The 23,598-nt window shown below is 44.5% G+C and carries 20 protein-coding genes; 11 read left to right on the forward strand and 9 right to left on the reverse strand.

Annotated features, from left to right (window positions below):
* Positions 1 to 28 precede the first annotated feature (28 nt).
* Genes MN199_RS06680 through MN199_RS06705 form a run of 6 tightly spaced genes read right to left on the reverse strand, consistent with a single transcriptional unit; the run spans position 29 to position 6,719 of the window.
* A complete protein-coding gene (locus MN199_RS06680; protein WP_132583670.1) occupies positions 29 to 742 on the reverse strand; it encodes a pseudouridine synthase in 714 nt (237 codons plus the stop codon).
* Between the two features lie 3 nt (positions 743 to 745).
* Positions 746 to 1,498 carry a 3-deoxy-manno-octulosonate cytidylyltransferase gene (gene kdsB / locus MN199_RS06685; RefSeq protein ID WP_335738847.1) on the reverse strand — a complete coding sequence of 251 codons (753 nt, stop codon included), beginning with the start codon at positions 1,496 to 1,498 and terminating at the stop codon, positions 746 to 748.
* The gene (locus MN199_RS06690) at positions 1,486 to 1,683 is read right to left on the reverse strand and encodes a Trm112 family protein (RefSeq protein WP_132583674.1); all 198 of its coding nucleotides are present in this window, start codon (positions 1,681 to 1,683) and stop codon (positions 1,486 to 1,488) included. The genes kdsB and MN199_RS06690 overlap by 13 nt, the downstream gene beginning before the upstream one ends.
* The gene (gene lpxK, locus MN199_RS06695; RefSeq protein WP_335738848.1) at positions 1,673 to 2,647 is read right to left on the reverse strand and encodes a tetraacyldisaccharide 4'-kinase; all 975 of its coding nucleotides are present in this window, start codon (positions 2,645 to 2,647) and stop codon (positions 1,673 to 1,675) included. Before lpxK ends, MN199_RS06690 begins: the two co-directional genes overlap by 11 nt.
* Positions 2,648 to 2,683: 36 nt before the next feature.
* Positions 2,684 to 4,444, reverse strand: coding sequence for a lipid A export permease/ATP-binding protein MsbA (gene msbA, locus MN199_RS06700; RefSeq protein WP_335738849.1), 1,761 nt, complete (start codon positions 4,442 to 4,444; stop codon positions 2,684 to 2,686).
* A 31-nt stretch (positions 4,445 to 4,475) separates the two neighbouring features.
* Positions 4,476 to 6,719: a DNA internalization-related competence protein ComEC/Rec2 gene (locus MN199_RS06705; RefSeq protein WP_335738850.1), complete on the reverse strand. Its 2,244-nt coding sequence runs from the start codon at positions 6,717 to 6,719 to the stop codon at positions 4,476 to 4,478.
* A gap of 24 nt (positions 6,720 to 6,743) precedes the next feature.
* Between MN199_RS06705 and MN199_RS06710 the strand changes: the two genes are divergently transcribed.
* On the forward strand, positions 6,744 to 7,274 hold the full coding sequence (locus MN199_RS06710) for a DUF2062 domain-containing protein (RefSeq protein WP_132583682.1): 531 nt from the start codon (positions 6,744 to 6,746) through the stop codon (positions 7,272 to 7,274).
* On the opposite strand, the gene MN199_RS06715 is transcribed toward MN199_RS06710, so the two are convergent.
* Genes MN199_RS06715 through MN199_RS06725 form a run of 3 tightly spaced genes read right to left on the reverse strand, consistent with a single transcriptional unit; the run spans position 7,271 to position 10,377 of the window.
* On the reverse strand, positions 7,271 to 8,509 hold the full coding sequence (locus MN199_RS06715; RefSeq protein ID WP_335738851.1) for a lipoprotein-releasing ABC transporter permease subunit: 1,239 nt from the start codon (positions 8,507 to 8,509) through the stop codon (positions 7,271 to 7,273). The genes MN199_RS06710 and MN199_RS06715 overlap by 4 nt on opposite strands.
* Positions 8,502 to 9,185, reverse strand: a complete 684-nt coding sequence (gene lolD, locus MN199_RS06720) for a lipoprotein-releasing ABC transporter ATP-binding protein LolD (RefSeq protein WP_335738852.1) — start codon at positions 9,183 to 9,185, stop codon at positions 8,502 to 8,504. The genes MN199_RS06715 and lolD overlap by 8 nt, the downstream gene beginning before the upstream one ends.
* The gene (locus MN199_RS06725; RefSeq protein WP_335738853.1) at positions 9,178 to 10,377 is read right to left on the reverse strand and encodes a lipoprotein-releasing ABC transporter permease subunit; all 1,200 of its coding nucleotides are present in this window, start codon (positions 10,375 to 10,377) and stop codon (positions 9,178 to 9,180) included. Before MN199_RS06725 ends, lolD begins: the two co-directional genes overlap by 8 nt.
* A 96-nt stretch (positions 10,378 to 10,473) precedes the next feature.
* Here MN199_RS06725 and MN199_RS06730 point away from each other — a divergent pair, with 96 nt between their 5' ends.
* The 10 genes from MN199_RS06730 (at position 10,474) to MN199_RS06775 (ending at position 23,572) form a co-directional block, all read left to right on the forward strand.
* Positions 10,474 to 11,073: a PilZ domain-containing protein gene (locus tag MN199_RS06730; protein WP_132583690.1), complete on the forward strand. Its 600-nt coding sequence runs from the start codon at positions 10,474 to 10,476 to the stop codon at positions 11,071 to 11,073.
* Between the two features lie 36 nt (positions 11,074 to 11,109).
* The gene (gene mfd, locus MN199_RS06735) at positions 11,110 to 14,586 is read left to right on the forward strand and encodes a transcription-repair coupling factor (protein ID WP_335738854.1); all 3,477 of its coding nucleotides are present in this window, start codon (positions 11,110 to 11,112) and stop codon (positions 14,584 to 14,586) included.
* Complete coding sequence (locus tag MN199_RS06740; protein ID WP_335738855.1) at positions 14,583 to 15,668, forward strand: CsiV family protein; 1,086 nt, start codon at positions 14,583 to 14,585, stop codon at positions 15,666 to 15,668. Before mfd ends, MN199_RS06740 begins: the two co-directional genes overlap by 4 nt.
* A 154-nt stretch (positions 15,669 to 15,822) precedes the next feature.
* A complete protein-coding gene (locus MN199_RS06745) occupies positions 15,823 to 16,104 on the forward strand; it encodes a hypothetical protein (protein WP_132583696.1) in 282 nt (93 codons plus the stop codon).
* A 106-nt stretch (positions 16,105 to 16,210) separates the two neighbouring features.
* Positions 16,211 to 17,146, forward strand: a complete 936-nt coding sequence (ylqF, locus tag MN199_RS06750; protein WP_132583698.1) for a ribosome biogenesis GTPase YlqF — start codon at positions 16,211 to 16,213, stop codon at positions 17,144 to 17,146.
* A 69-nt stretch (positions 17,147 to 17,215) separates the two neighbouring features.
* The gene (locus tag MN199_RS06755) at positions 17,216 to 17,545 is read left to right on the forward strand and encodes a cobalt transporter (protein ID WP_335738856.1); all 330 of its coding nucleotides are present in this window, start codon (positions 17,216 to 17,218) and stop codon (positions 17,543 to 17,545) included.
* A gap of 51 nt (positions 17,546 to 17,596) precedes the next feature.
* The gene (locus MN199_RS06760; RefSeq protein ID WP_335738857.1) at positions 17,597 to 18,859 is read left to right on the forward strand and encodes a TolC family protein; all 1,263 of its coding nucleotides are present in this window, start codon (positions 17,597 to 17,599) and stop codon (positions 18,857 to 18,859) included.
* A gap of 2 nt (positions 18,860 to 18,861) precedes the next feature.
* On the forward strand, positions 18,862 to 19,821 hold the full coding sequence (locus MN199_RS06765; RefSeq protein ID WP_132583704.1) for an efflux RND transporter periplasmic adaptor subunit: 960 nt from the start codon (positions 18,862 to 18,864) through the stop codon (positions 19,819 to 19,821).
* 9 nt (positions 19,822 to 19,830) lie between these two features.
* A complete protein-coding gene (locus tag MN199_RS06770) occupies positions 19,831 to 22,950 on the forward strand; it encodes an efflux RND transporter permease subunit (protein ID WP_335738858.1) in 3,120 nt (1,039 codons plus the stop codon).
* A gap of 109 nt (positions 22,951 to 23,059) precedes the next feature.
* Entirely contained in the window at positions 23,060 to 23,572 is a 513-nt protein-coding gene (locus MN199_RS06775; RefSeq protein ID WP_132583708.1) for a DUF1993 domain-containing protein, read from the forward strand.
* Positions 23,573 to 23,598: the final 26 nt, after the last annotated feature.

Consider the following 23,598-nt stretch of genomic DNA (forward strand, 5'->3'; position numbering starts at 1 on the left):
TACTGTATTTCGAATTAAGTAACTAAATTTAATTATTGCTCGTTATGTTTGGCTGTTTCGCTGCAATATAACTAGGCCAAGGTAACGCCCAAGGCTCAGCCCATTGTTCAAGTGCGTTGCTACTGGTTAATTGTAAAAATCGGTCGCCCTCATCGGGTGGGCACACATAGCTATAACGCTGATTATATAAGTTAAAAACAAGGGCGTAAGCATGCAGATATACACGTTGCTCAGCACTAGCTTGATATAATACATCACCCGCAATCGGCGCTGATACACTTTTTAACGCTACCCGTATTTGGTGTGTTTTACCCGTAAATGGCTTAATTAAAAACAATCTAAACGGTAAATCAGTAAAACCTTGGCTAATAAAATAGCTAACCGCCGGCTTGTGCATGGTTTGTAGCAGCTTCCAGCTAGAGCGTCGACCAATCACCATATCGCCTTTAATCCAGCCCTGCTTTTTTAGTGGCTTATCTAAACTAATGGCCAAGTAATATTTTTCAATCTGCTGTTGATTAAATAACTGAGTAAATTCCGCCGCAGCAGCTGAACTGCGCGCCAGAATAATTAGCCCCGAGGTTACCTTATCTAACCGATGCACCGGATACAGCGGCATTTGCAATTGTTGCTCAGCTAATACCACTAACCCCGGCTCCGCTTCAGAATGAAAACTAACACCTGGCGCTTTATTTAATACGACAAAATGCTCGGTAGTGGCAACAACACGAAATGCACTCACCGTTTAAACCAAACCTTGAGCATAACGGCAGGCTGCGCCGAGATCAGCGGGGGTATCCACACCTACCGCTGGCGTTTCTAGCGCGGTAGCAACATGAATAGCTTCACCTTGCCAAAGCACTCTTAATTGCTCTAAACATTCTATTTGTTCTAACCGTGATGCTGGCCACTGCACATAACGTTGAATAAATTCCGCACGATAAGCATAAATACCAATATGTCGGCGATAATTCGCGGCTATATCTGCGCTAAACGCGCTATCTCGATCAAAAGGGATCGCAGAACGACTAAAATAGAGGGCATAACCTTGCTGATCGCAGACTACTTTTACCACGTTCGGGTTATTTATTTCTTCAATACTATCAATAGCGACAGCAAGCGTGGCCATATTAGCTTTGCTTTGCGCCGCTAAATTAGTTGCTACCTGCTTAATAATGCTCGGTGGAATAAAGGGCTCATCACCTTGCACATTTACCACTATAGTATCTGCGGCTAAATTTAATTGCGTTACTACCTCAGCTAAACGTTCTGTACCCGAATTATGTTTGGCTGAGGTTAAACATACCTGACCACCAAAGCGTAACACCTCGGCTTCAATACGCGCATCGTCCGTTGCGACTACTACTTGGCTAGCGCCACTTAGCATAGCTTGCTGGTACACGCGTTCAATCATCGATTTACCGGCAATATCGGCTAACGGCTTACCGGGTAAACGACTACTAGCGTAACGCGCGGGAATAATGACTACGAACGCCATTGCTCAACCTCATCGGCACTTAACAACTTCGCTTCATCGGCAATTAACACCGGAATATTCTCTCGTATTGGGTAAGCCAATCTGTCGACTAAACAAATAAGCTGTGCTGAGGCTTTATCGTATTTAAGCTTACCTTTACATACCGGACAGGCCAAAATATCGGTTAAGGCAATTTTAAGTGCCATAGGTGCTCCGTAACTGAGTTAAAAGGGTTGTAAGTTTTGCCATAGCTGGCATATCTAATTGGGCATTTACGCCTAAACTAAACCAATCATCTTTGGCAAACGCGCGGCATTTTACTGCGTCTTTTTCGGTCATCAGAATAGGCGTGGTAATAGTGGTAAAATCTGCTGGCGTAAATTGATGATGATCAACAAAATAATGCTGCTGCACAATGCTAAAACCGGCTAGCTGCGCTGTTTGGGCAAAACGTGCTGGGTTACCAATGGCCGCCACTAAATTAACCGGCCCTGCGCTGAGTGTTTGCGCCGAGTTAAGTGCTCTAGCCTGGTCAGGCACAATGTGCATTACACCATCGCTATAGGGCAAAGCTTTGCTATTACTGAGCACTAAATCTACCGAGCTTAAACGCCAGCGCCGCTCACGTAGCGGCCCCGCCGGCAGTAATTGCTCGTTACCCAAACCACGTAAACCATCTATTAAAACTATTTCGATATCGCGTTGCATTGCATAATGCTGTAAACCGTCGTCGCTGATAATAATATCGATGTCAGCTTGTTGTAATAAATACTCTGCTGCCTGCACCCTATTGGCATACACCACCACCGGACAACCACTGCGTAGCGCTAATAATAACGGCTCATCACCAACATCTGCGGCATTATCATTCGCAGCAACTAAGCGCGGCTTAGCTATTTTTGCGCCATAACCTCGGCTAACGATACCCGGCCGCCAGCCTTGGCTTTGTAATAACTGACATAACATTAAAGTAAACGGTGTTTTACCAGTACCTCCAATACTAATGTTACCCACGACAATGACCGGCACCGGTAAGCGATGGGTTCGTTTTAAACCAACACGAAACAGCCAACGCCGAAAAGCGGTAATAGCAGCATATAACCAGGCTAGCGGCATGAGTAGCCAATATACGCGACTATTACTGTACCAGCATTTTTCTATCCAGCTCACGCGTTTATACCGTTCATTATTCTGCCTAGTTTGGTGTTATACCGCTGTTTGTTCAGAACCAAATTGCAGTTTATATAGCTGTGCGTAGGCACCATCTTGTTGCAATAAACTGTGATGATCACCCTGCTCTATAATGCGGCCTTGATCCATAACGATAATAATATCGGCGTTTTCAATGGTAGATAAACGATGCGCAATCACAATGCTAGTGCGATCTTTTAACAACTCGTTCAGTGCCGCCTGAATTTTCCGCTCTGACTCGGTATCCAGTGCAGATGTCGCTTCGTCCAGCACCAAAATAGGCGCCTCACGTAATAAAGCACGTGCAATAGCAATACGCTGGCGTTGCCCACCTGACAAGCTAACGCCGTTTTCACCAATCATGGTATCTAAGCCATCTTTTAGGTTAGCGGCAAACTCCATAACATGGGCTTTTTCCGCAACATCTTGCAAACGTTGCAACGAAACCGGCTCGGTAAAACCATAGGTAATATTGTTGGCTATAGTGTCATTAAATAAGGTGACATGTTGCGACACCACAGCCATTTGCTGACGTAAAGAGGCTAAAGTACAACTTTTAATGGGTATGCCATCTAATGTAATGTCACCGTCTAACACATCATAAAATCGCGGTAATAAGCTAGATATTGTGGTTTTACCGCTACCAGAACGGCCCACAAGGGCCACAGTTTTACCAGCTGGTGCGGTAAAGCTAATATCATGCAACACTTGCTGCTCATGGCCGGGGTAGGAAAAATTAACGTGTTTAAAACAAATTTCGCCTTTAATATCAGCTAAAACATGGCTGCCAGTATCTTGTTCTGCCGGTTGGTCTAATATCAGATACACACTATCGGCAGCCGTTAAACCTCGCTGAAATTCACTATTTACCGTAGTTAATTGTTTTAATGGCCGCAGTAACATCATCATAGAACCAACAATGGTGGTGAATTTTCCGGCGGTTAAACTATCTAACATCTCAGGAAAACTGGCCATATAAATAACAAAGGCCAGGGCAAAAGACGCAATAATTTGAATTGACGACACGCTAATAGAACGTGTTGCTTCCATTTTCACGTCTTGACGGCGAGTTATATTATTAACTTTGAAAAAGCGTTTACTTTCTATTTCTTGCCCACCAAAAGATAAAATTACCTTGTGGCCGTTAAGCATTTGCTCTGAGCAGGTTGTCACCTCTCCCATGGCGTTTTGAATGTTTTGACTTAATAATTTAAAACGCTTTGACACAAAACTGACGATAACCGCAATGATTGGCGCAATAAGAATAAAGATTGACGATAACTGCCAGCTGTTCCAAAACATTACCACCAATAAACCCAGTACAAAGGCGCCCTCACGAATTAATACCGCCAGTGCACGCGATGTGGTTTGTTTAATTTGTTCCGTGTTATAGGTGATTTTAGAAATTAAATCACCAGTAGAATGTTGATCATGAAAACTAACGGGTAAGCGCATTAGATGTTGAAATAGTTGCTGCCGCATTTCTTGCACTACATGCGTGCCAACCCAGTTTAAGCAATAGCTGGCGATAAAATTAAATACGCCGCGTAAGATAAAAATAATGACGATAAAAATCGGTGCAAAGCGCAAGTAGTCAGTATTTTTTTGATTAATACCAACATCAATAAAGTCTTTTAATTGTGAAACAAAATACACATCAACTAACGCATAGCCAAGCATGCCAATAGCGGCGGCAATAAAGCCCCAACGGTACGGTTTTACATAAGACAGTAATCGGCGAAAGCTGCGCTGCTTTATAGTGGGTGAAGCCGTCAAAGGATCGTCCTACCTAAGTTTTTTGTTTATTCTAACGTGTTGCCGCCAAGGTTTCAGCATTTCCATCTGGCTTTTGTAACCAAAAGGGGATTCTTTGCGCTCTATATTCAATTAATGCCATAGAATTGGCAGTAATGTCTAAGCGCAAGGCGCCACTTTGCGCGGTGTTATGTAACGGGATACCTAGTGCGGCAAGGCGTGCGACAACTTGTTCAGCCGGATGCTGATAGCGATTATATAAACTTGCACTATTTAACGCTAACTGCGGAGCTAGCTGATATAAAAACGTAAAATGGCTAGAACTATTACTACCATGATGCGCTAACACCAGCACATTGGCAGTAAGTGTTGGGTACCGTTGTATTAATTGACGTTCAACTTGCTGACTAATATCGCCAGGAATTAATATTTGCCAACCGTAAAGGTTAATCAGTAGTACACAGGAACTATCATTTTTATTGCTAAAATTCCCAGTCTCAAGCACGGATAGCTGAGCATGCAAATAATACTCTGGTAACTGCGCACAAGGCATTGCGTTATCAACATTGGCAATGTCGGTATATATGTGCACTTCTGGGTATTCTTGCTTAAGCAGTTGCCAGTCACCGGTATGATCACTGTCATCATGGCTTAATATTAAATAATCTAACGTTTTAACACCTCGTTGGCGCAAATAAGGTAATACCTGCGCTGCGGTAGCGCTATGCTCACCATAACGTGGTCCAGCATCGTACAGCATACCTCGATCGCCATATTGTAATAATGCGGATAAACCTTGCCCGACATCTATCAGGTGCAGTTGCCATGTGGGCGCCTTAACAGCCTGCTGCAATAACGGCAAAAATAAGAACGGTAATATAAAATACAATAAACGGGGGGCTGCAAGATAATGCCATAGCAACGACACTAAAACGGCAATAATCAGTACATTTGAAATGTCGGGTAGCACTAACCAGCTACCATACTCGGCACTCCAGTTTAACCACCACAGTAGCGGCTGAAATAGCCAATCACATAGCTGCCACATTGCGCTGCTGCCGGGCAACCCTATTAACTCGGCTAACAAACACAGCAGCAAGATTGGGATTGCTACTAAACTACACCAAGGCACAAATAACAGATTAGATAACAAGCTAAGCAGCGTAGTGCCATTAAATAGCAACATACTCAGCAACGCCATAAATAAGGTTAGGCTAAAGTGAAAACTAAAAAACAGTGTGAGTTTATCTCGCCAACGAGAACGACGTTGCGGCTGTCGCCAAAGCACAAAGAAAATTACCGCCACGGCTAATAACGACAACCAAAAACTCTTACTCAAGGTAAAAAACGGTTTGCTTAATAGTAAAATGGCCGCAAGCAACAACCAGTAACCAAGATAGCTAAGCGACTTTTTTTGTAACAACGCTAAAACTAACAACATTAAAGCGACAGAGGCCCTAATGGTTGGCACCGCAAACCCTGCTAGCCACGCATAGCTAAAGCTCAATAACATGGCGCCCATCAGCGCTATCGGCTGACGCCAGTTTAGATAACGTATTGGCCACGGTAATACACGTAACAACACTAAACCCCAACCGAACACCAAACCTATGTGTAACCCAGATATCGCCAATAAATGGGCTAATCCAGATTGCTGTAAGCCGCGCCATAAGCTAGGCGAAAAATTACGCTCGCCCATAGTTAGCGCCATTAACAATGGTTTTGTTTGCAGCGATGAAACGGCAAAGCTTAACTTGTCTAGCCAATACTGACGTAAACTGAACTGCTGCTCCAATAGCATTGCCTCTGTTTCTGCCGTAACGTTGCCTTGCGCAATGACATTATCTAGCAAGGCCTGGGCTTCTTTATTAACCGCTCCTGGGTTAGCGACACCGGCAACTGGGCGTAATTTTGCCGTAAGCTGCCAACGTTGGCCGGGGTTTAAAGTGTGTGGCGGTAAGTGCCAATTAAGCTGAATGTAGTAGCCTTTAGCTAAACCGCTATCAAGCTGCAGCTTAAATTGGCTATACTCGGTATAATGCTGTGGCGTATCGACAATAACGCCAGTTAAAGGCTGTTGAGATAACAGTAATGCGTGCTGTGTATCTTGGTAAGCATAAAACTGCCAGCTCCAACTGGCTATAAAAGCGATAACACCGGCACCGAATAACCTGCCGGATCTTGGTAAAATAAAAATTACCGCTATCAGCAAAAATATTATGAAAAAAGCTGGCACTATTGGCAAAAACAACGACAATAGGCTGCCAGCTAACACGCCAATGCAAAAAGATTTCATCTTCGTTTTTTGTGAATAGGTTGTATGCCAAAGAACTTTATTAAGAAATATTTACCATCGCCAGAAAAAATCAAGCAACAAAAGTTGTTGAGAATGTTCGGCACTTTATTACATGATAGCAACTTATGGCATTTAAACCGCCGCTCGGCGCGCGGTGCAGTCGCCGTTGGGTTGTTTTTTGCTTGGATCCCAATCCCATTTCAAATGGTAGCCTCAGCCGCCGTTGCTATTCCGATGCGCGTTAACTTGCCGCTGGCGGTGTCTTTAGTGTGGTTAACTAACCCGCTAACCATGCCGGTATTATTTTATTTAAGTTATTTGGTTGGCTGTGTGGTGTTACGAACGCCAATTGAACACTTTGCCTTTGAGGCAAGTTGGGCTTGGTTACAACACAGTATTAGCTCAATAGGTAAGCCGTTTTTAACCGGTTGTTTATTAATGGCAATTTGCTCTTCTATTATAGGTTACTTTACTATTGACTGGTTATGGCGCATCTCGATACGCAAAGCGCAGTTAGTAAAAAAACTAAAGCGCAATAAAACCCAAGCAGATTAACGCTGGCCAAGTACAAACGCGGGCTGCACTTTACTTGCCCGCCAAGCTGGGTAGAGAGTTGCTAATAAACTCATGACTAACGCGACACCCAGTGTTAAAGCAACATCCTGCCATTGCAGCAAAGAGGGAATAAAATTAATAAAGTAAATGCTTGGATCGAGCAGCGAATGTCCTAACAACTTTGTAACTAACGCAAATAGCGGTTCAATGTAATACGCCAAAGCCACACCCGTAACCACACCAATTAAGCTACCGACCAAACCATTAAGCCAGCCTAACCACATAAAGGTTAAAATAATAGTGCTGGGCGCTACGCCCATGGTAAGTAAAATAGCAATATCGCCCTCTTTCTCACGTACTGCCATTACTAAGGTGGCGACAATATTAAAACAGGCTACGGCAATCACTAATGCCAGGACTAAATAAAGAATGCTGCGCACCATCTGAATATCTTGATAAACGTGGCCTTGAGTACGAAACCAGTCCAGTGAGTACATGTAGTCTTCTGACACTCGGCCTAGCTCGCGTGCTAATTGCGGTGCCTGAAAAATATCGGTAACGCGAACGGCAAAGCCCTGAATAGTATTAGGTTCAAACGCTAACAGTTCTGCTAAGGTATGCATGTTTAACCAAACATGGCTGTAATCTAACTGCCCGCCAATAGCGACAATAGCACTTACTGTTAAACTTGCGCTGCTGTGGCTTGCTAAGCGACCATCGTCCGTTAGCTTTGGTAGCATAAGTTGTACCTGCTCGCCTACGCTAACACCCAACGCATCAGCAATGCCTTGGCCAAGTACAATGTCCGTTTCTGCTAAAGTATCTAATTGCCCGGCACTAACGTAAGACGAAAAATCGCTAATTTTTTTCTCAGCTGCCAGTTCAATACCTCGCACTTCGGCGGCCTTTACCGCGCTGCCAAAACGCAACATACCGTTGGTTTTAATATAAGGCGCAACCGCGTCTACCCCAGCAACCGAAGCAAATACCTGCTGTTTACGTGGCCAATCGCCTATTTTCTGTTGTACTGCATCTAGTTCTACATGCGGAATAACCGACAACAAACGTTGTTTTAACGCCAGTTCAAAGCCGTTCATTACCGATAGTGCTAAAATAAGAATCGCTACGCCCAAGGCAATACCGGATGTAGAGCTGGCAGAAATAAACCGGATAAACCCGCTGCTGTGGCGGGTATTACGATAACGTTTTGCCAGTTGCCAAGCCAAACTAGCCATGGCGGGTCTCCAAACGACCATCACGCATTAGTACATGACGGTCTAAACGTGACGCTAATTGCAGATCATGGGTAACAACAATAAAACTGGTTTTTAGCTCTTGGTTTAAACTACGCAGTAACTGATAAACCGACTCAGCAGTGTGCTGATCAAGATTACCAGTAGGCTCATCGGCAAGCACCAATGCGGGTTCGCCAACCAAAGCTCGCGCAATAGCAACACGTTGCCGCTCGCCACCACTTAACTCAGCTGGCCGGTGACTAGCTCGATGGCTTAAGCCTACCCGCTCTAGCATAACCGCGGCACGTTTTTGTGCGTCTGCTGCCGGTAAACCACGAATTAGCAGTGGCATTGCTACGTTTTCTAACGCGGTAAAATCCATTAACAAATGATGAAACTGGTAAATAAACCCGAGTTTCTCATTACGTAACTTTGCTTTTTGGCTTGCCGTTAACGCCGCAACGTTTTGATCAAGAATGCTCAAACGCCCAGTGTCAGGTTTATCCAAGGTGCCTAAAATATGCAATAACGTACTTTTACCTGAACCTGAACTCCCGACAATAGCTAGCATGTCGCCACGGTTAATACAAAGATCAACATCGTGTAAAACGTCAGTTACTTGTTCACCATCGCGATAACTCTTACAGATTTTTTCTGCCGTTAATACGTTATTCATCTCGTAATATATCCGCCGGATTAATACTTACCGCCCGTTTCGCCGGATACCACACGGCAAGCAGAGTTAGGGTTATTGCACTGAGTAAAATTAAACAAAGTTGACCAAACTGAATATCTACAGGCAAGGTAATTCCCGCCGCCAGCTGCATACCTAATAGCGCTAATAATGGGTTTAATTGCCAACATAGCAGCACACCAACTATCACGCCGGTAACGGCGCCAATGACGCCATTAATTAACCCTTGCACAGCAAATATGGTAAATAATTGCCGGTCAGTCATACCTAGGGTTTTTAAAATGGCAATTTCAGCTTGTTTATCAGTGACCATCATTACCAAAGCAGAAACAATATTAAAGGCAGCAACAGCGACAATTAATAATAACATTAACCACATCATCGCCTTTTCCATTGCTACTGCGGCAAATAACTTGCCTTGGCTTTGGCGCCAATCGGTAACTTGTAACTGTTGTTCGCTGGCCAGCTTTAACGCAAGTTGCGGCGCTGAAAAAGGCTCGGTTAACGTTACGCGCCATTGCGACTGTGTATTATTGACACCCGCTAAGCGGGTTAAATCAGATAAATTTGTTACGGCAAGGTGCTTATCAACGTCAGAGCCAGTTTCTAAAATACCTGCCACGCTAAACAAGCGTTGCCGCGGTACCCAGCCCATCGGCGTATAACTACCGGCTTGTGGTAACATAAACCTTAATGAGTCACCGACTGATACTTCAAGCTGCTCGGCTAGCCCTCGCCCGAGCAGTACGCTATAGCGCTGCAAAGAAAACTGCTGCCAGTCACCGACTATCAAGGCTTGTTGCATAAAATGTGGCAAAGCATCAACAGTTACACCTTGCAGCAACACACCGGTGAGCTGTCGTGGTGACTGCACTAAGGCTTCAACTTGCAAAAATGGGGTAATTTGCTGTACCAGTGGATTTTTCGCAAGCGCAGGCTGCCAATGATTAACGGTTTCGAGTGGCGCGGTAATAACTAAATGTGGGATCACGCCCAAAATACGTTTTTTTAATTCGCCTTCAAACCCGTTCATTACTGAACTGACAATAGTTAGCGCCATAACGCCCAGAAAGATCCCTGCCACAGAAAATAGCGTAATAAAGGAGATAAAGGCATTTCCCGAACGGCTTTTGCTATAGCGAAATCCGACGAACAAACTGACAGGTAACGACATCCTAATATTCAGGACAAGGCCCACGTTAGATGGTAAAGTGGCGACGATCATAGAGATTATTGTCAGTTATGACAAGCAGCTTGCGAAGGTAACGCAATGAGTGACTTAACATTAAAACAGCTAGCTGATACCTATCAGGATTATTTCAGTGTTGAGCATGGTATTAACATTAACGCTAAAGCCATTAATGGCCCACTACCGTCAACTGCAGCATTAGACGCGGCAATTCCACCGCCATTTCTGCTCGCATCTAATGTGAATAGCTTAAGTGGTTCAGCGTTGCGTTCATTAAACCGGCTAGGTGAAATGGCTGAAGAGCTGGCAAATTATTTACAACAACAAGCACGCAAAATTGATTTATTGCTTCATTATGTATTGCAGCAACAAGACAATGCTAACGAGCGCTTTATTACGCAAAGCTTTGGTGCTAGTGGCTGTAGTTATTTAGCAAACACACCGTTGGCGCCGCTTACCGTACTAGAGTTAAAATTATTTCTTGATAATAACGACGGTGCGGTTTTTTGTTATGCGCAGGTGCTTAGCTGCGAGCAGCAAGCAGAAAAATGGCAAATAAAGGTTGTATTTACACGCATCAGAGACGAAGATCGCGAACTGATTGTGCGTGCTAGCTTGCATCAGCAATCAAAACTATTAAAACAGAAAGCCGAGCAACGTCAGCAACATTCATCATCTTAGTATTGGCTATGGCGCATTAAAGGTTAGTCGTTTTTCATGGATCTGATCTCAGTATTACCACAAATTAAGCATAATACCGACCAATTGCATTGGGGCAATTTACAAGGTGCTGCCTTGCCGTTAGCTATTGCACAACTATTGCAGCAGCAAGCCGCACCCTATCTGTTATTAGTGCCGGATACACCTAGCGCGTTGCGTTTAGAACAAGAACTCAGCGTGTTTTTTCACAATGTTGAGTGTCCAATCCTCACGCTGCCTGATTGGGAAACTCTGCCCTACGATATTTTCTCACCGCATCAAGATATTATTTCTCAGCGCTTAAAAACACTGTACCAATTATCACGGTTAAAGCGCGGCGTAGTTATTGTGCCAGTAAGCACACTGTTGCTGCGTATCTGTCATCGCGATTATTTAGAGCAAAACAGCTTTTTAATTAAAAAAGGCCAACAAGCAGATTTAGCCGCAATAAAATTGCAATTAGCGGCTGTTGGTTATCGCAGCGTTGACCAGGTCATGGAACATGGCGAGTTTTCAGCCCGCGGTTCAATACTTGATCTTTATCCAATGGGTGCAAGCGTACCCTATCGAATAGACTTTTTTGATAACGACGTTGATGGTATCCGTACCTTTGACCCCGATAATCAACGTAGCCAAGCTCAAGTTGATTATATTGAATTGCTGCCAGCGCATGAGTTTCCCACTGACAAAGCGGCAATTGAACGTTTTCGCATGGCGTATCGCGAACGCTTTTCGGCAAGAAATGAAAAAGAATCTTTATATCAGCAAGTTACTCATGGCATATTGCCAGCAGGTATTGAGTATTATTTACCGCTATTTACTGAAAAAACCGCAACCTTATTTGATTACTTACCTGTCGATACCCGCTGTCTATTATTAGGCGATACCGAACACAGCGCGGAACGGTTTTGGCACGAATTAAGACGACGCTACGACGACAGAGCAATAGATTTACTGCGGCCTATTTTGCTACCCAACGAGCTTTACTTATCGGTTGATCAGTTATTTGGCAGCTTAAAAGCATACAGCCGCATTCGTTTAAGCCAAGCCGCGCTGCCAGAACGTGCGGGGCAAGGTAACGCTCTGGTAACAACACTGGCTGATCTTAGTGTCAATCATCAATTAAAAAATCCACTACAAGCCTTACAACAATTTATTATTCAGCTTAAACAGCAGCAAGGCCGAGCCCTATTTTTTGTTGAAAGTGAGGGCCGTCGCGAAAGTTTGCTGCAGTTGCTGCACAAAGCTGGAATGCGTATTGCGCAGTTTGACGACCTAACCGCGTTTAGTGCCAGTAAAGACGATTTAGGTATTGTTATTGGCGCCTTAGAGCAAGGCGTGCTAATTGAGCAACCAAAACTATTTGCTCTAATTAGTGAAAACGAGCTATTTGGTCAAAAAATTAGCCAACGCCGGCGCCGTAAACGTAGCCAACAAGTGTCAAGCGACACGGTTATTCGTAACCTTGCAGAGCTAAATATTGGCCAACCGGTTGTCCATTTGCAGCACGGTATTGGCCGCTACCAAGGGCTGCAATTACTTGATGCTGCGGGTATTAGCGCTGAGTTTGTTACCATAGAATATGCCGGCTCAAGCAAGCTCTACGTGCCGGTAACCTCGCTACACTTACTTAGTCGTTATAGTGGTAGCGATGCGGAACACGCACCGTTGCATAAACTGGGTAACGATACCTGGGAAAAATCACGGCGCAAAGCTGCCGAAAAAGTACGTGATGTCGCGGCAGAGTTACTGGATGTGTATGCTCAACGCGCCGCACATAAAGGCTATGCCTTCGCCTTAGACGAGAGCCAATATGTAATATTTGCCGATAGCTTTCCGTACGAAGAAACCCCTGATCAACAAGATGCCATTGATGCGGTGTTACGCGATATGCAAACGCCACAACCCATGGATCGCTTAGTGTGTGGTGACGTTGGCTTTGGTAAAACTGAAGTTGCCATGCGCGCAGCTTTTGTTGCGGTCAATGATGGCAAGCAGGTTGCAATACTAGTGCCGACCACACTTTTGGCGCAACAACACTTTGAAAACTTTAAAGACCGCTTTGCGAACTGGCCAGTGCGAGTAGAAGTGCTGTCTCGTTTTGTCAGCAGTAAAGAGCAAAAAGCCATTTTAGAAGATGTGGCAAACGGTAAAGTGGATATTTTAATTGGCACGCATAAGCTGTTGCAGGATGACATTAAACTGCATGATTTAGGTTTACTTATTGTCGATGAAGAACACCGTTTTGGCGTTCGGCAAAAAGAAAAGATTAAAGCCCTACGCGCGAATATCGACATCTTAACCCTCACCGCTACGCCAATACCGCGTACGCTAAATATGTCCATGTCGGGCATGCGTGACCTCTCTATTATTGCCACGCCACCAGCACGGCGTTTAGCGGTAAAAACCTTTGTTCGTGAATATGAAAATGGCTTGATCCGAGAATCGGTAATGCGCGAGATATTACGCGGCGGTCAGGTCTATTTTTTACATAACGATGTTGCCAGTATTGAAAAAATGGCCAGTGACTTAGCTGAATTACTACCTGAAGCCATTATTGGTATTGCCCATGGCCAAATGCGCGAGCGTGACCTTGAACAAATTATGGCTGATTTTTATCATCAGCGTTTTAATTTGCTGCTGTGTTCTACCATCATTGAAACGGGCATAGATGTCCCTACTGCTAACACTATTATTATTAATCGCGCCGATAATTTTGGTTTAGCACAACTACATCAGTTACGTGGCCGTGTTGGCCGCTCGCATCATCAAGCTTATGCCTATTTGTTAACACCTCCGCCAAAACGTCTTACCAAACATGCCGAAAAACGGCTAGATGCCATTGCCAGCTTAGAGGATTTAGGTGCAGGTTTTGCCCTAGCTACCCACGATTTAGAAATTCGCGGTGCCGGTGAACTATTAGGTGATGAGCAAAGTGGCCAAATAGAATCAGTCGGTTTTAGCCTGTATATGGATATGTTAGAGCAAGCGGTAAATGCATTGAAAAACGGCCGAGAACCCAGTTTAGATGCTATGCTCAGCCAACAAACAGAAATAGAATTACGCATACCCGCACTGTTGCCAGAAAGCTATATACCCGATGTTAACTTGCGGCTATCTTGCTATAAAAAGCTGGCATCAGCACGTAATATTGACGAGCTAGACGAAGTACAAGTAGAGTTAATAGACCGTTTTGGTTTACTACCCGATGCGGCAAAAAACTTAGTCGCTATTTCCGAATTTAAATTACAAGCACAAACACTGGGCATTCGTCGTATCGAGGCCAGCAGCAAAGGCGGTGTGGTAGAATTTGGTGAGAAAACAGCCGTGTCGCCAGCTTACATCATTGAATTAATTCAAAAGCAGTCAAGGGTATTTAAACTTGAGGGTGGACAAAAGCTACGTTTTAATATCGTCGCAAATGATGGTGCTGAACGCCTAAGCTTAATTGCCAATATGCTGTCGGATTTTGCCAAACATAGGGTACAAAAATGAGTAAAGCGGTAAGTCTGGGTTTAATATGCGCAGCTTTGTTTAGCACTGCATTAAGTGCGCAAGAGCAGCGCTGGTTTGAAATAGAGTTGCTGGTATTTAGCCAGACACCGGCGGCTGAATTACAAGAAACCTTTAGCGATACCGTCACACCAATAAAGCCTGGGCGCGCTTATGATTTACTAACACCACGCTACCAAACCGACTTAACAGGTCTATTGGAAGCATTACCTTTGTGTAATGCTGCGCCGACGTTAGCAACAGAATATCGCTTTAACCTAAACCTACCAAAACAGCTTTGTCTGTTCGAACCGCAGTTACCAAGTTGGCAGCAAAACAGTGTATTTGAATCACGCTATATAAACAGTAAACTGCCCTATCCTGCGCATATCGGCCCACTTATTACCGGAAATGGCGAGCAGCAAACTCAGCCTTATTTGGCTGAGCAGTCGTCGCTGCAACTAACTGACCTTGCTATTAAAATTAAACGCCAAGCGGGTGTTAACCTATTATTGCATACCAGTTGGCGCCAAGCTCCGGTAACAGAGCGACGCGCTATAGCAAGTCGCTGGTTTGCCGGCAAAAACTTTAGCCAACAATTTGATTATTGGGGCCAGCCAAAAACGACGGCACAAAGTAGCAACGATACCGCTCTGCTTAATGACACGAATCAAGCAGAACAACTACGCCTTAATAGCAGCGCTCAATCGTCAAGCGAGCTTATCGCTAACATTGAGCAATTGTTACAACAACTTAACGCTAATAATCAGTTACCTGAGCGTCCCGCCTCAGCGTTAGAACAAACGAGTAGCAGCGATAGCTTAGCCGTCCGTAATCTGCCAGATCAAGTATGGCAACTTGATGGTCTATTTAAACTGCATTTAGACCACTATTTGTTTGTAAATACCGAGTTTAATTTACGCATACCTGCTAAAGCCAGCTTACAAACTGTAAACGTAAGACAAAGCCGCAGAGTAATCAGTGGTGAAATACATTATCTTGATCATCCTTATCTCGGTATTGTGTTGCAAATACGTCGTTATGAGCCAGCAATAGCAACCGAAGAGCTAACGGCACAGCCATAATATTATCTCGTGACCTTTGTAGCACTTTTGTTGTAAAATAAGCCCTAAACGTAAAGCCTGTTACAGGATTACACTTTTATACAAAACAATACGGGTAAATAATGCTATGTTTTCTTATCATTAGCTTATCCGTTTTGTTTAAGTGCAGAGTATCATGCAGACTTTAGCTCCAAAGCTGGAATTTTCTCCTCAGCAATACTTAACATTATTGGCATTATTAGTCTTAGCTAGTGTATGTAATCCAATGTTAGCTTGGCTATTTCCATCTATTGCCGGCAGTGTATGGTTAACTGTCTTGCCTCCTCTGATTGGTATTTATCAGTTACTGCTGTTTTTTCGTAATCTTGGTATTATTAGTTTACCTAACGCCGCATACTACTCCGCGTTATTAGCCCCTTTATTTGCATTAAGTTTTTACTCGTTTGTACTGCATTAACATACCTTTAGTCATTTTTAAGTTATTATAGCGCCCACTCTGACAGTGTGGAGGGCATATGCACCTCTTTAGTTGTTTGTTATTCGCTATTTTAAGGTACTAACTAATGTCTATTAACTGGTTTCCGGGCCATATGCACAAAGCCCGCAAAGAAATTGCCGAAGTCATGCCGCAAGTCGATATCATTATCGAAATGTTAGATGCGCGTATCCCCTTTTCCAGTGAAAACCCATTAGTCCCGCAGCTTCGTCGCAACACGCCCTGCATTAAAGTATTGAATAAAGCTGATTTAGCCGACCCCATATTAACCCAGCGCTGGGTCGAGCATTTTGATAGCCAGTCAGGGGTTAAAGCCATTCCTATTAGCCAGCAAAACCCTGAGCATATTCGCGCCCTACTACAACTATGTAATGACATGCTGCCCGAGCGAAACCTTGAAATTCGTGGTGCTCGAGCCATGATCATGGGTATACCTAACGTGGGTAAATCTACATTAATTAATACCTTAGCTGGGCGTATTATCGCCAAAACCGGTAACGAAGCCGGAGTTACAAAAACACAGCAACGGATTAAGCTAGATAACAACGTTACCTTAACCGATACGCCAGGCTTTTTATGGCCCAAACTTAGCCCGCCGACTTGTGGTTATCGCTTAGCGGTAACGGGCGCGATTAAAGATACCGTATTTGATTATGCCGATATCGGCATGTTTGCCGCAGAATATCTATTAGCTACCTATCCGCAAGCCGTGATGCAGCGTTTTGGTTTAACCGAGTTGCCAGAGAATGATCTGGCCTTAATGGACGCTATAGGCATTAAACGTGGCGCCATGCGTAAAGGCGGTATTGTCGATTTAGAAAAAGTTGGCAGCATACTGATCACCGAATTACGTGCCGGCAACCTTGGCGCTATTACCCTCGAAACACCAGAAATGGTTAGCCAAGAACAAATTGACGCTAAAGCGGCTGAAGCAAGCAAAGCCATTGATAAAGCGCAGCGTGAAGCAGAACGTAAGCGCAAAGCGCAAAAGAAATACCGCTAATGGTAAGTCACTTTATGCTTGTTGATGTTGTAGCTGCACGTTACTATAGCAAGCTTATTTGAGGCTGAGATGCTGCGCAAAACCATTGGCTTAGTTATATTACTGATCATTATGCTTAACCATGCGGTTGTGGCGTGCGATGCTATGATTATACATATGCCTGATCATGCCCATGCCTATGCCAGCTTAACCGATACCCACCTCAATCAGGTACATAACAACGATCACAGCAGCAAAGACGATGCAGACCAACACAGCGCGCATGCCCATGTCAGCTGCCATATTGCCTTTTTTAATGGCGTAGAATTACTTAATTTTAATAATTCAGCCATCAGCTGCGCTAACCTTAGCTGCCAAACCATAAGTTACAGCCCACCAGTACCGCCTCCTAACGTTTAATCCTGTTCGCTTTTTACCCTAATATGAACTTACAGGAGCATACCTATGTGTATGAGATATTCTTTGCCAGCACTGCTGGCTGCTATTTGCTATTGTCTAAGTGCAAGTGCTGAGCCGCTATCTTTAACGCAAGCATTACAGCAAACCTTGCAACACAACCCAGCGTTACAGGCCTATTCATATCAGCTACGGATTGCTGAAGCTAGCTTGCTGAATGCTGGCAATAGTCCAACGCCGCAACTCGATATTGCTATTGAAAACATTCTGGGTCGTGGTGATAATCGTGGCTTAGCTGGTGCTGAATTTACCTTAAGCTTAAGCCAACAAATTGAGTTAGGCAGTAAACGCGAACGCAGGCTAGATGTGGCCGGCTGGCGAAATAAGTTACAGCAAAATAATTACGAACTAACTCGTTTAGATGTGTTAGCCGATACCACCAAGCAATATATTCAACTCCTGAACCTGCAACAGCAAAGAGTGCTGACTGAGCAGAAAATTACTCGCGAAACCGATTTGCTTAATACGGCGTTAGAGCGCGGCAAAGCCAGCAACTTGCACGAAGCGGATATCAGCCGCATTAAGTTAAAATTACTTCGCAGTGAAATAGCACTGGCAAACATTAACCAACAACTAGAACAACAGCGCTATCAGTTGGCAGCTAACTGGAATGCAGAGCCCAACTTTAGCGAGGTAACCGGTGATCTGGCGGTTCTACCCTTGCTACCTGCGTTGTCGGAGCTACAAACCGAACTACAACGTAGCCCACTAACTAGCCGCTATCTAACGCAGCAACGCTTAGCTCAAAGTTTGCTACAGCAAGCCGAAGCAAACAGCAAAGCTAATATAACTGTATCAGCGGGTATACGCCGTGATGAAGCACAAAATGATACCTCATTAGTGTTGGGGTTTAGCCTACCGCTTTATACTGCTGCAGCCAGCAAAGCAAACCAGCTAGCGGCAGAAGCTGAGCAAGAGCTTGCAAGTTCACAGCAGCAGCTTAACCATACCCAGCTTAACTTGCTTCTAACGCATTATGTCCTGCAATTAAATACCTTACGCTCAGTATCCACCGCTATTACTAACCAGCTTTTGCCACAGGCCAAACATTTGTTAGCAACCAGCATGGCTGGCTATCAGCAAGGCCAAATTGATTTACTTAGCGTGTTAGCCGCCGATGAAGAACTGCTGCAAGCCAACTTAGAGTTAGTTGAAAGTCAACGTCACTTTCACCTAATAGTACTAGAGCTAGAACGCCTAACCGGACAGCCGCTGGTGTTATCAGGCCCAGTACCATTTGCCAAAATAGAGAATTAATTATGCCACTACTAACAAAAAAACGACTGAAAATGCAATCGACGTTGCACCGTCTGCTACTGCTAATCGTATTTAGCGCCAGCCTACTTAATATATCGGCACAGGCCAGTGATGATGCACACGACGACCATCATGATGAGCATAGTGACGAACAACCACTTAATATCAGCCAGCGCATGCTAGCGCTAAACCAAATCAGTACAGAAACCGCAACAGAAGTTACCTTGCAGCAAAAGACGCATCTGTTTGGCATCATTACCGCCATTCCTGAACAGCAAGCAACAGTTAAAGCTCCTTATACCGCAACGGTTGATAACGTTATGGTAAAACAAGGCGATAACGTCAGCAAAGGTCAGGTATTGGTTAACCTAACTAATATTAGTAGCTTAAAAAGCTATCAACTACGTGCACCGCTAGCAGGAATTATTACTCAGCGTTATATCAATAATGGTGAGCTGGTGCGAGATGAAGCACTGCTTGAGATTGCTAACTACAACAAAGTATATGTAGAGATGTCGGCCTTTCCATCTGATACTGCGCGGATAAAACCAAACCTGCCCGTCAATGTTTTTAGCCTGCACCAGGCCAAACAAGCTGACACCCACATCAGTTATATTTCGCCGCAAATGAGCAATAGCCATATTACCCGTATTCGCGCAATTATTGACAACCAAGATGGTTACTGGCGCCCAGGTATGCATATTAAAGCTGACATTCAAACTGCAGAAATTATGGTGCCGATTGCAGTTAGAAAAACTGCATTACAACAGATCGACAATGAACCCGTAGTATTTGTCCGCCATGGCGATAAGTTTGAAGTGCACAAGCTGACACTTGGCCGTGAAGACGATAACTATATTGAAGTACTAACTGGATTAGAGGTTGGCAGTGAATATGCCAGCAAAAACAGCTTTATTCTTAAAGCTGACGTACTTAAATCTGGCGCAAGTCACGAACATTAGGAGCGCGCTATGATTGACCTAATACTAAAGCAAGCATTACAGCGGCGTTATTTAGTGTTGTTGCTTACGCTACTAATGGCGATGGCCGGTTTGTGGCAGGCACAGCAGCTACCAATGGATGCAGTACCTGATATTACTAACGTGCAGGTACAAATTAACACTTCAGCAGCGGGCTATTCACCGCTGGAAACCGAGCAACGACTTAGCGTTATTATTGAAAATGCCATGGCCGGCTTACCCAAGTTGCAGTATAGCCGCTCATTATCACGCTATGGCATGTCGCAGGTAACCGTTGTTTTTGATGAAGACACCAATATTTATTGGGCGCGTCAGCAAGTAGCCGAACGTTTACAAAGTGTACGCGACAATCTACCTGCCGATAGTCAAGCTAGCCTTGGTCCGATCACCAGTGGCTTAGGTGAAATTTTTATCTACTCCGTAACCGCCAACGCTGATGCGCGCACAGCTGAAGGTAAAGCTTACACCCCTGAAGATTTACGCACCATGCAAGACTGGTTGATTAAACCACAACTGCTCAAGGTTAAGGGGGTAACAGAGGTTGATGCTATTGGTGGTTATCAGCGTCAATATCAGATAGCCCCTGATCCTGCTCGGTTATTAGCGTTTAAACTAACGCTGGATGATATTGCTGCGGCAGTGCAACGGAACAACAGTAATGTTGGTGCAGGCTATATTGAACAGCGTGGCGAACAGTGGCTAGTGCGCTCGCCCGGGCAACTTAAAAACCTGAACGATATTAGCCAGCTGGTTATCGCCAAACGCGGTGACGCGCTGGTAAGGCTGCATGATGTGGCTGACGTAATATATGGTAAAGAATTACGCAGCGGCGCCGCGAGTATTAACGGTGAAGAAACCGTGCTTGGTACAGTATTTATGTTGCTGGGTGAAAACAGTAGAACCGTATCTAGTGCGGTGGCAGCAAAGCTAGATGAGATAAACCTGCGTCTACCTGATGGCGTAACCGCTACTGCCGTATATAACCGCACTACACTGGTAGATAAAGCCATTGCTACCGTTCAAAAAAACCTATTTGAAGGCGCAATACTGGTTATCGTAGTGTTGTTTATCTTTTTGGGTAATATTCGCGCCGCACTAATCACCGCACTGGTGATCCCACTGAGTATGCTGTTTGCCATCAGCGGTATGGCGTTGAATAAAGTCAGTGGTAACTTAATGAGCTTAGGTGCTATCGACTTTGGCTTAATTGTTGATGGTGCAGTTATTGTTACTGAAAACTGCTTGCGACGCTTAGGGTTGGCCCAACATCGGCATGGCCGCCTACTTACATTAGAAGAGCGCTTAGCGGAGGTTTATCAAGCAACGAAAGAAGTATTCACCCCAGCCGTATTTGGTGTGCTTATTATTATGCTGGTGTTCTTACCCATTTTTGCTCTACGCGGGGTTGAGGGCAAAATGTTCCACCCTATGGCTTTTACTATTATCGTCGCGTTGGCAGGAGCGGTGTTATTGGCCATTAGCTTTGTACCGGCAGCTATTGCTATTTTTATTCGTGGTAAAGTAACGGAACAAGACTCGGCCTTAATGCGTATATTAAAGCAAGGTTACTCACGCTTACTGGGCATCAGTATGCACCAGCCATTGTTAGCGCTAACCTCGGCTTTTATCTTGGTTGCAGTGGTATTTTGGCAAGGCAATAAGCTTGGCACTGAGTTTATGCCACAACTTGATGAAGGTGATATCGCCCTGCATGCGTTACGTATTCCTGGCGCCAGTTTGTCACAGTCATTACAAATGCAGTTGCTACTAGAGCGTGAAATTGGCACCTTAGCGCAGGTTGAACGAGTGTTCTCAAAAATGGGTACTGCAGAGGTTGCTAACGACCCAATGCCGCCGAATGTCGCCGATACCTATGTAATGCTTAAACCTCACTCTGCATGGCCAGATCCTAGCTTAACTAAAGCCGAATTTATAGAACAACTGCGCCAGATAGTAGAAGCTATACCGGGCAATAACTATGAATTTACTCAGCCAATACAAATGCGCTTTAACGAACTAATAGCCGGTGTTAGAGCCGATCTGGCGGTACGCATTTATGGCGATGATTTAGCCGAACTGACCAAGGCCGCAGAAGCCGCTAGCCTATTACTTAGTAATATTGCCGGCGCTAAAGATGTGCGGATGGAACAAACTACGGGTTTACCTATGTTGTCGATTGAACCAGACAGTGAACATCTCGCGTTACTAGGAATAGACGTAGCGACGTTACAAAACACGATACAAACGGCCATTGGTGGGCGTCAATTGGGGCAAATTTACGAAGGTGATAAAGCCTTTGCCCTTGTATTGCGTTTAGCTGACGATATTCGTGAAGATCCGCAGCAGCTAAAGCGTTTACCGGTAGCTCTGCCTTATACCGATGCTGAGTTATCTTACGTACCGCTGGGTGAAATTAGCCAGTTTAATGAAATTAACGCCGCTAATCAGATCAACCGAGAAAGTGGCAAGCGTAATATTGTTGTTAGCGCCAACATAGCCGGCCGTGACCTTGGTAGCTTTATCGCAGAAACCCGCCAAGTTATGGATTCTCAACTAATATTACCGTCTGGTTATTGGTTAGATTACGCTGGCACCTTTGAGCAGTTGCAATCAGCATCCACAAGGCTAGCTTGGTTAGTACCAATAACACTGCTGCTTATTTTTGGCTTACTGTTAAGCGCGCTTGGCAGTGTGCGAGACAGTGTTATTGTCTTTAGCGGCGTACCACTGGCGTTAACTGGAGGCTTGGCCGCGTTAATGCTACGCGATATGCCGTTGTCTATTTCTGCTGCGGTTGGTTTTATTGCACTATCAGGTATAGCGGTACTTAATGGTGTGGTTATGCTCACTGTAATTAAACAACTACGAGAGCAAGGCATGCAATTACAGCAAGCTATTACACAGGGTGCAATAATGCGTTTAAGGCCAGTGCTAATGACCGCGTTAGTCGCCAGTTTAGGCTTTATTCCCATGGCGCTAAACACGGGTGCAGGCGCTGAAGTTCAGCGCCCACTAGCAACAGTGGTTATCGGCGGTATTATCTCAGCAACAATATTAACGCTATTACTGCTGCCATCACTGTACAAGTTGGTACATAACAAACGCAGTTAATAAGCATAAAAAAGACGGTGCTATATGTTTTAGCACCGCCATTGTTAAACGTTATGCACAGCCCCATCTACAGTGATGTACTTTAGCAACCGATCAGAAGGGTTAATCTATGTTTTATGATATGACAGTAGTGCAATTTAGCAAAATGCTACAAAATTTAACGGCTATCCTCAACAAGGGTGAAGCCTTTGCCCAAAGCAAAAAAATTGACGTTGCTGTTTTACTCAATTCACGTTTAGCACCGGATCAGTTTAATTTAATCCGTCAGGTGCAAATTGCCTGTGACACCGCGAAGTTAGGTGTAGCACGTTTAACCGGCAAAACAGACTCAGCACCTAAGCACGCTGATGACGAAACGACATTAGAGCAATTGCAGCAGCGTATTGCCGACACCGTGGCTTACTTAGCCACCTTTAGCGAAGCTGATTTTAACCAAGCCGCAACGCAGCACGTAACGCAGCCGCGCTGGGAAGGTAAATACCTGACTGGATCTGACGCTTTAATTCAGCACATAATCCCGAATCTGTATTTTCACGTCAATGCTGCCTACGCCATCTTACGCCACAATGGCGTAGATATTGGTAAACGAGATTATCTGGGCGTTATGCCTTATAAATCTTAACCTTTCGCCAATTATTAATTGGTCAA

Source organism: Rheinheimera metallidurans (assembly GCF_036983985.1).
GTDB lineage: Bacteria > Pseudomonadota > Gammaproteobacteria > Enterobacterales > Alteromonadaceae > Alishewanella > Alishewanella metallidurans.

Excerpts from the sequence above, each read along its gene's own strand:
- MN199_RS06775 (WP_132583708.1), top strand. The coding sequence starts at position 23,060 with ATGTTTTATGATATGACAGTAGTGCAATTTAGCAAAATGCTACAAAAT.
- MN199_RS06715 (WP_335738851.1), bottom strand. The coding sequence starts at position 8,509 with ATGGCTAGTTTGGCTTGGCAACTGGCAAAACGTTATCGTAATACCCGC.
- kdsB (WP_335738847.1), bottom strand. The coding sequence starts at position 1,498 with ATGGCGTTCGTAGTCATTATTCCCGCGCGTTACGCTAGTAGTCGTTTA.
- MN199_RS06770 (WP_335738858.1), top strand. The coding sequence starts at position 19,831 with ATGATTGACCTAATACTAAAGCAAGCATTACAGCGGCGTTATTTAGTG.
- MN199_RS06755 (WP_335738856.1), top strand. The coding sequence starts at position 17,216 with ATGCTGCGCAAAACCATTGGCTTAGTTATATTACTGATCATTATGCTT.
- ylqF (WP_132583698.1), top strand. The coding sequence starts at position 16,211 with ATGTCTATTAACTGGTTTCCGGGCCATATGCACAAAGCCCGCAAAGAA.
- MN199_RS06705 (WP_335738850.1), bottom strand. The coding sequence starts at position 6,719 with ATGAAATCTTTTTGCATTGGCGTGTTAGCTGGCAGCCTATTGTCGTTG.
- MN199_RS06745 (WP_132583696.1), top strand. The coding sequence starts at position 15,823 with ATGCAGACTTTAGCTCCAAAGCTGGAATTTTCTCCTCAGCAATACTTA.
- MN199_RS06765 (WP_132583704.1), top strand. The coding sequence starts at position 18,862 with ATGCCACTACTAACAAAAAAACGACTGAAAATGCAATCGACGTTGCAC.
- mfd (WP_335738854.1), top strand. The coding sequence starts at position 11,110 with ATGGATCTGATCTCAGTATTACCACAAATTAAGCATAATACCGACCAA.
- MN199_RS06730 (WP_132583690.1), top strand. The coding sequence starts at position 10,474 with ATGAGTGACTTAACATTAAAACAGCTAGCTGATACCTATCAGGATTAT.
- MN199_RS06690 (WP_132583674.1), bottom strand. The coding sequence starts at position 1,683 with ATGGCACTTAAAATTGCCTTAACCGATATTTTGGCCTGTCCGGTATGT.
- MN199_RS06740 (WP_335738855.1), top strand. The coding sequence starts at position 14,583 with ATGAGTAAAGCGGTAAGTCTGGGTTTAATATGCGCAGCTTTGTTTAGC.
- lolD (WP_335738852.1), bottom strand. The coding sequence starts at position 9,185 with ATGAATAACGTATTAACGGCAGAAAAAATCTGTAAGAGTTATCGCGAT.
- MN199_RS06725 (WP_335738853.1), bottom strand. The coding sequence starts at position 10,377 with ATGTCGTTACCTGTCAGTTTGTTCGTCGGATTTCGCTATAGCAAAAGC.
- MN199_RS06760 (WP_335738857.1), top strand. The coding sequence starts at position 17,597 with ATGAGATATTCTTTGCCAGCACTGCTGGCTGCTATTTGCTATTGTCTA.
- MN199_RS06710 (WP_132583682.1), top strand. The coding sequence starts at position 6,744 with ATGCCAAAGAACTTTATTAAGAAATATTTACCATCGCCAGAAAAAATC.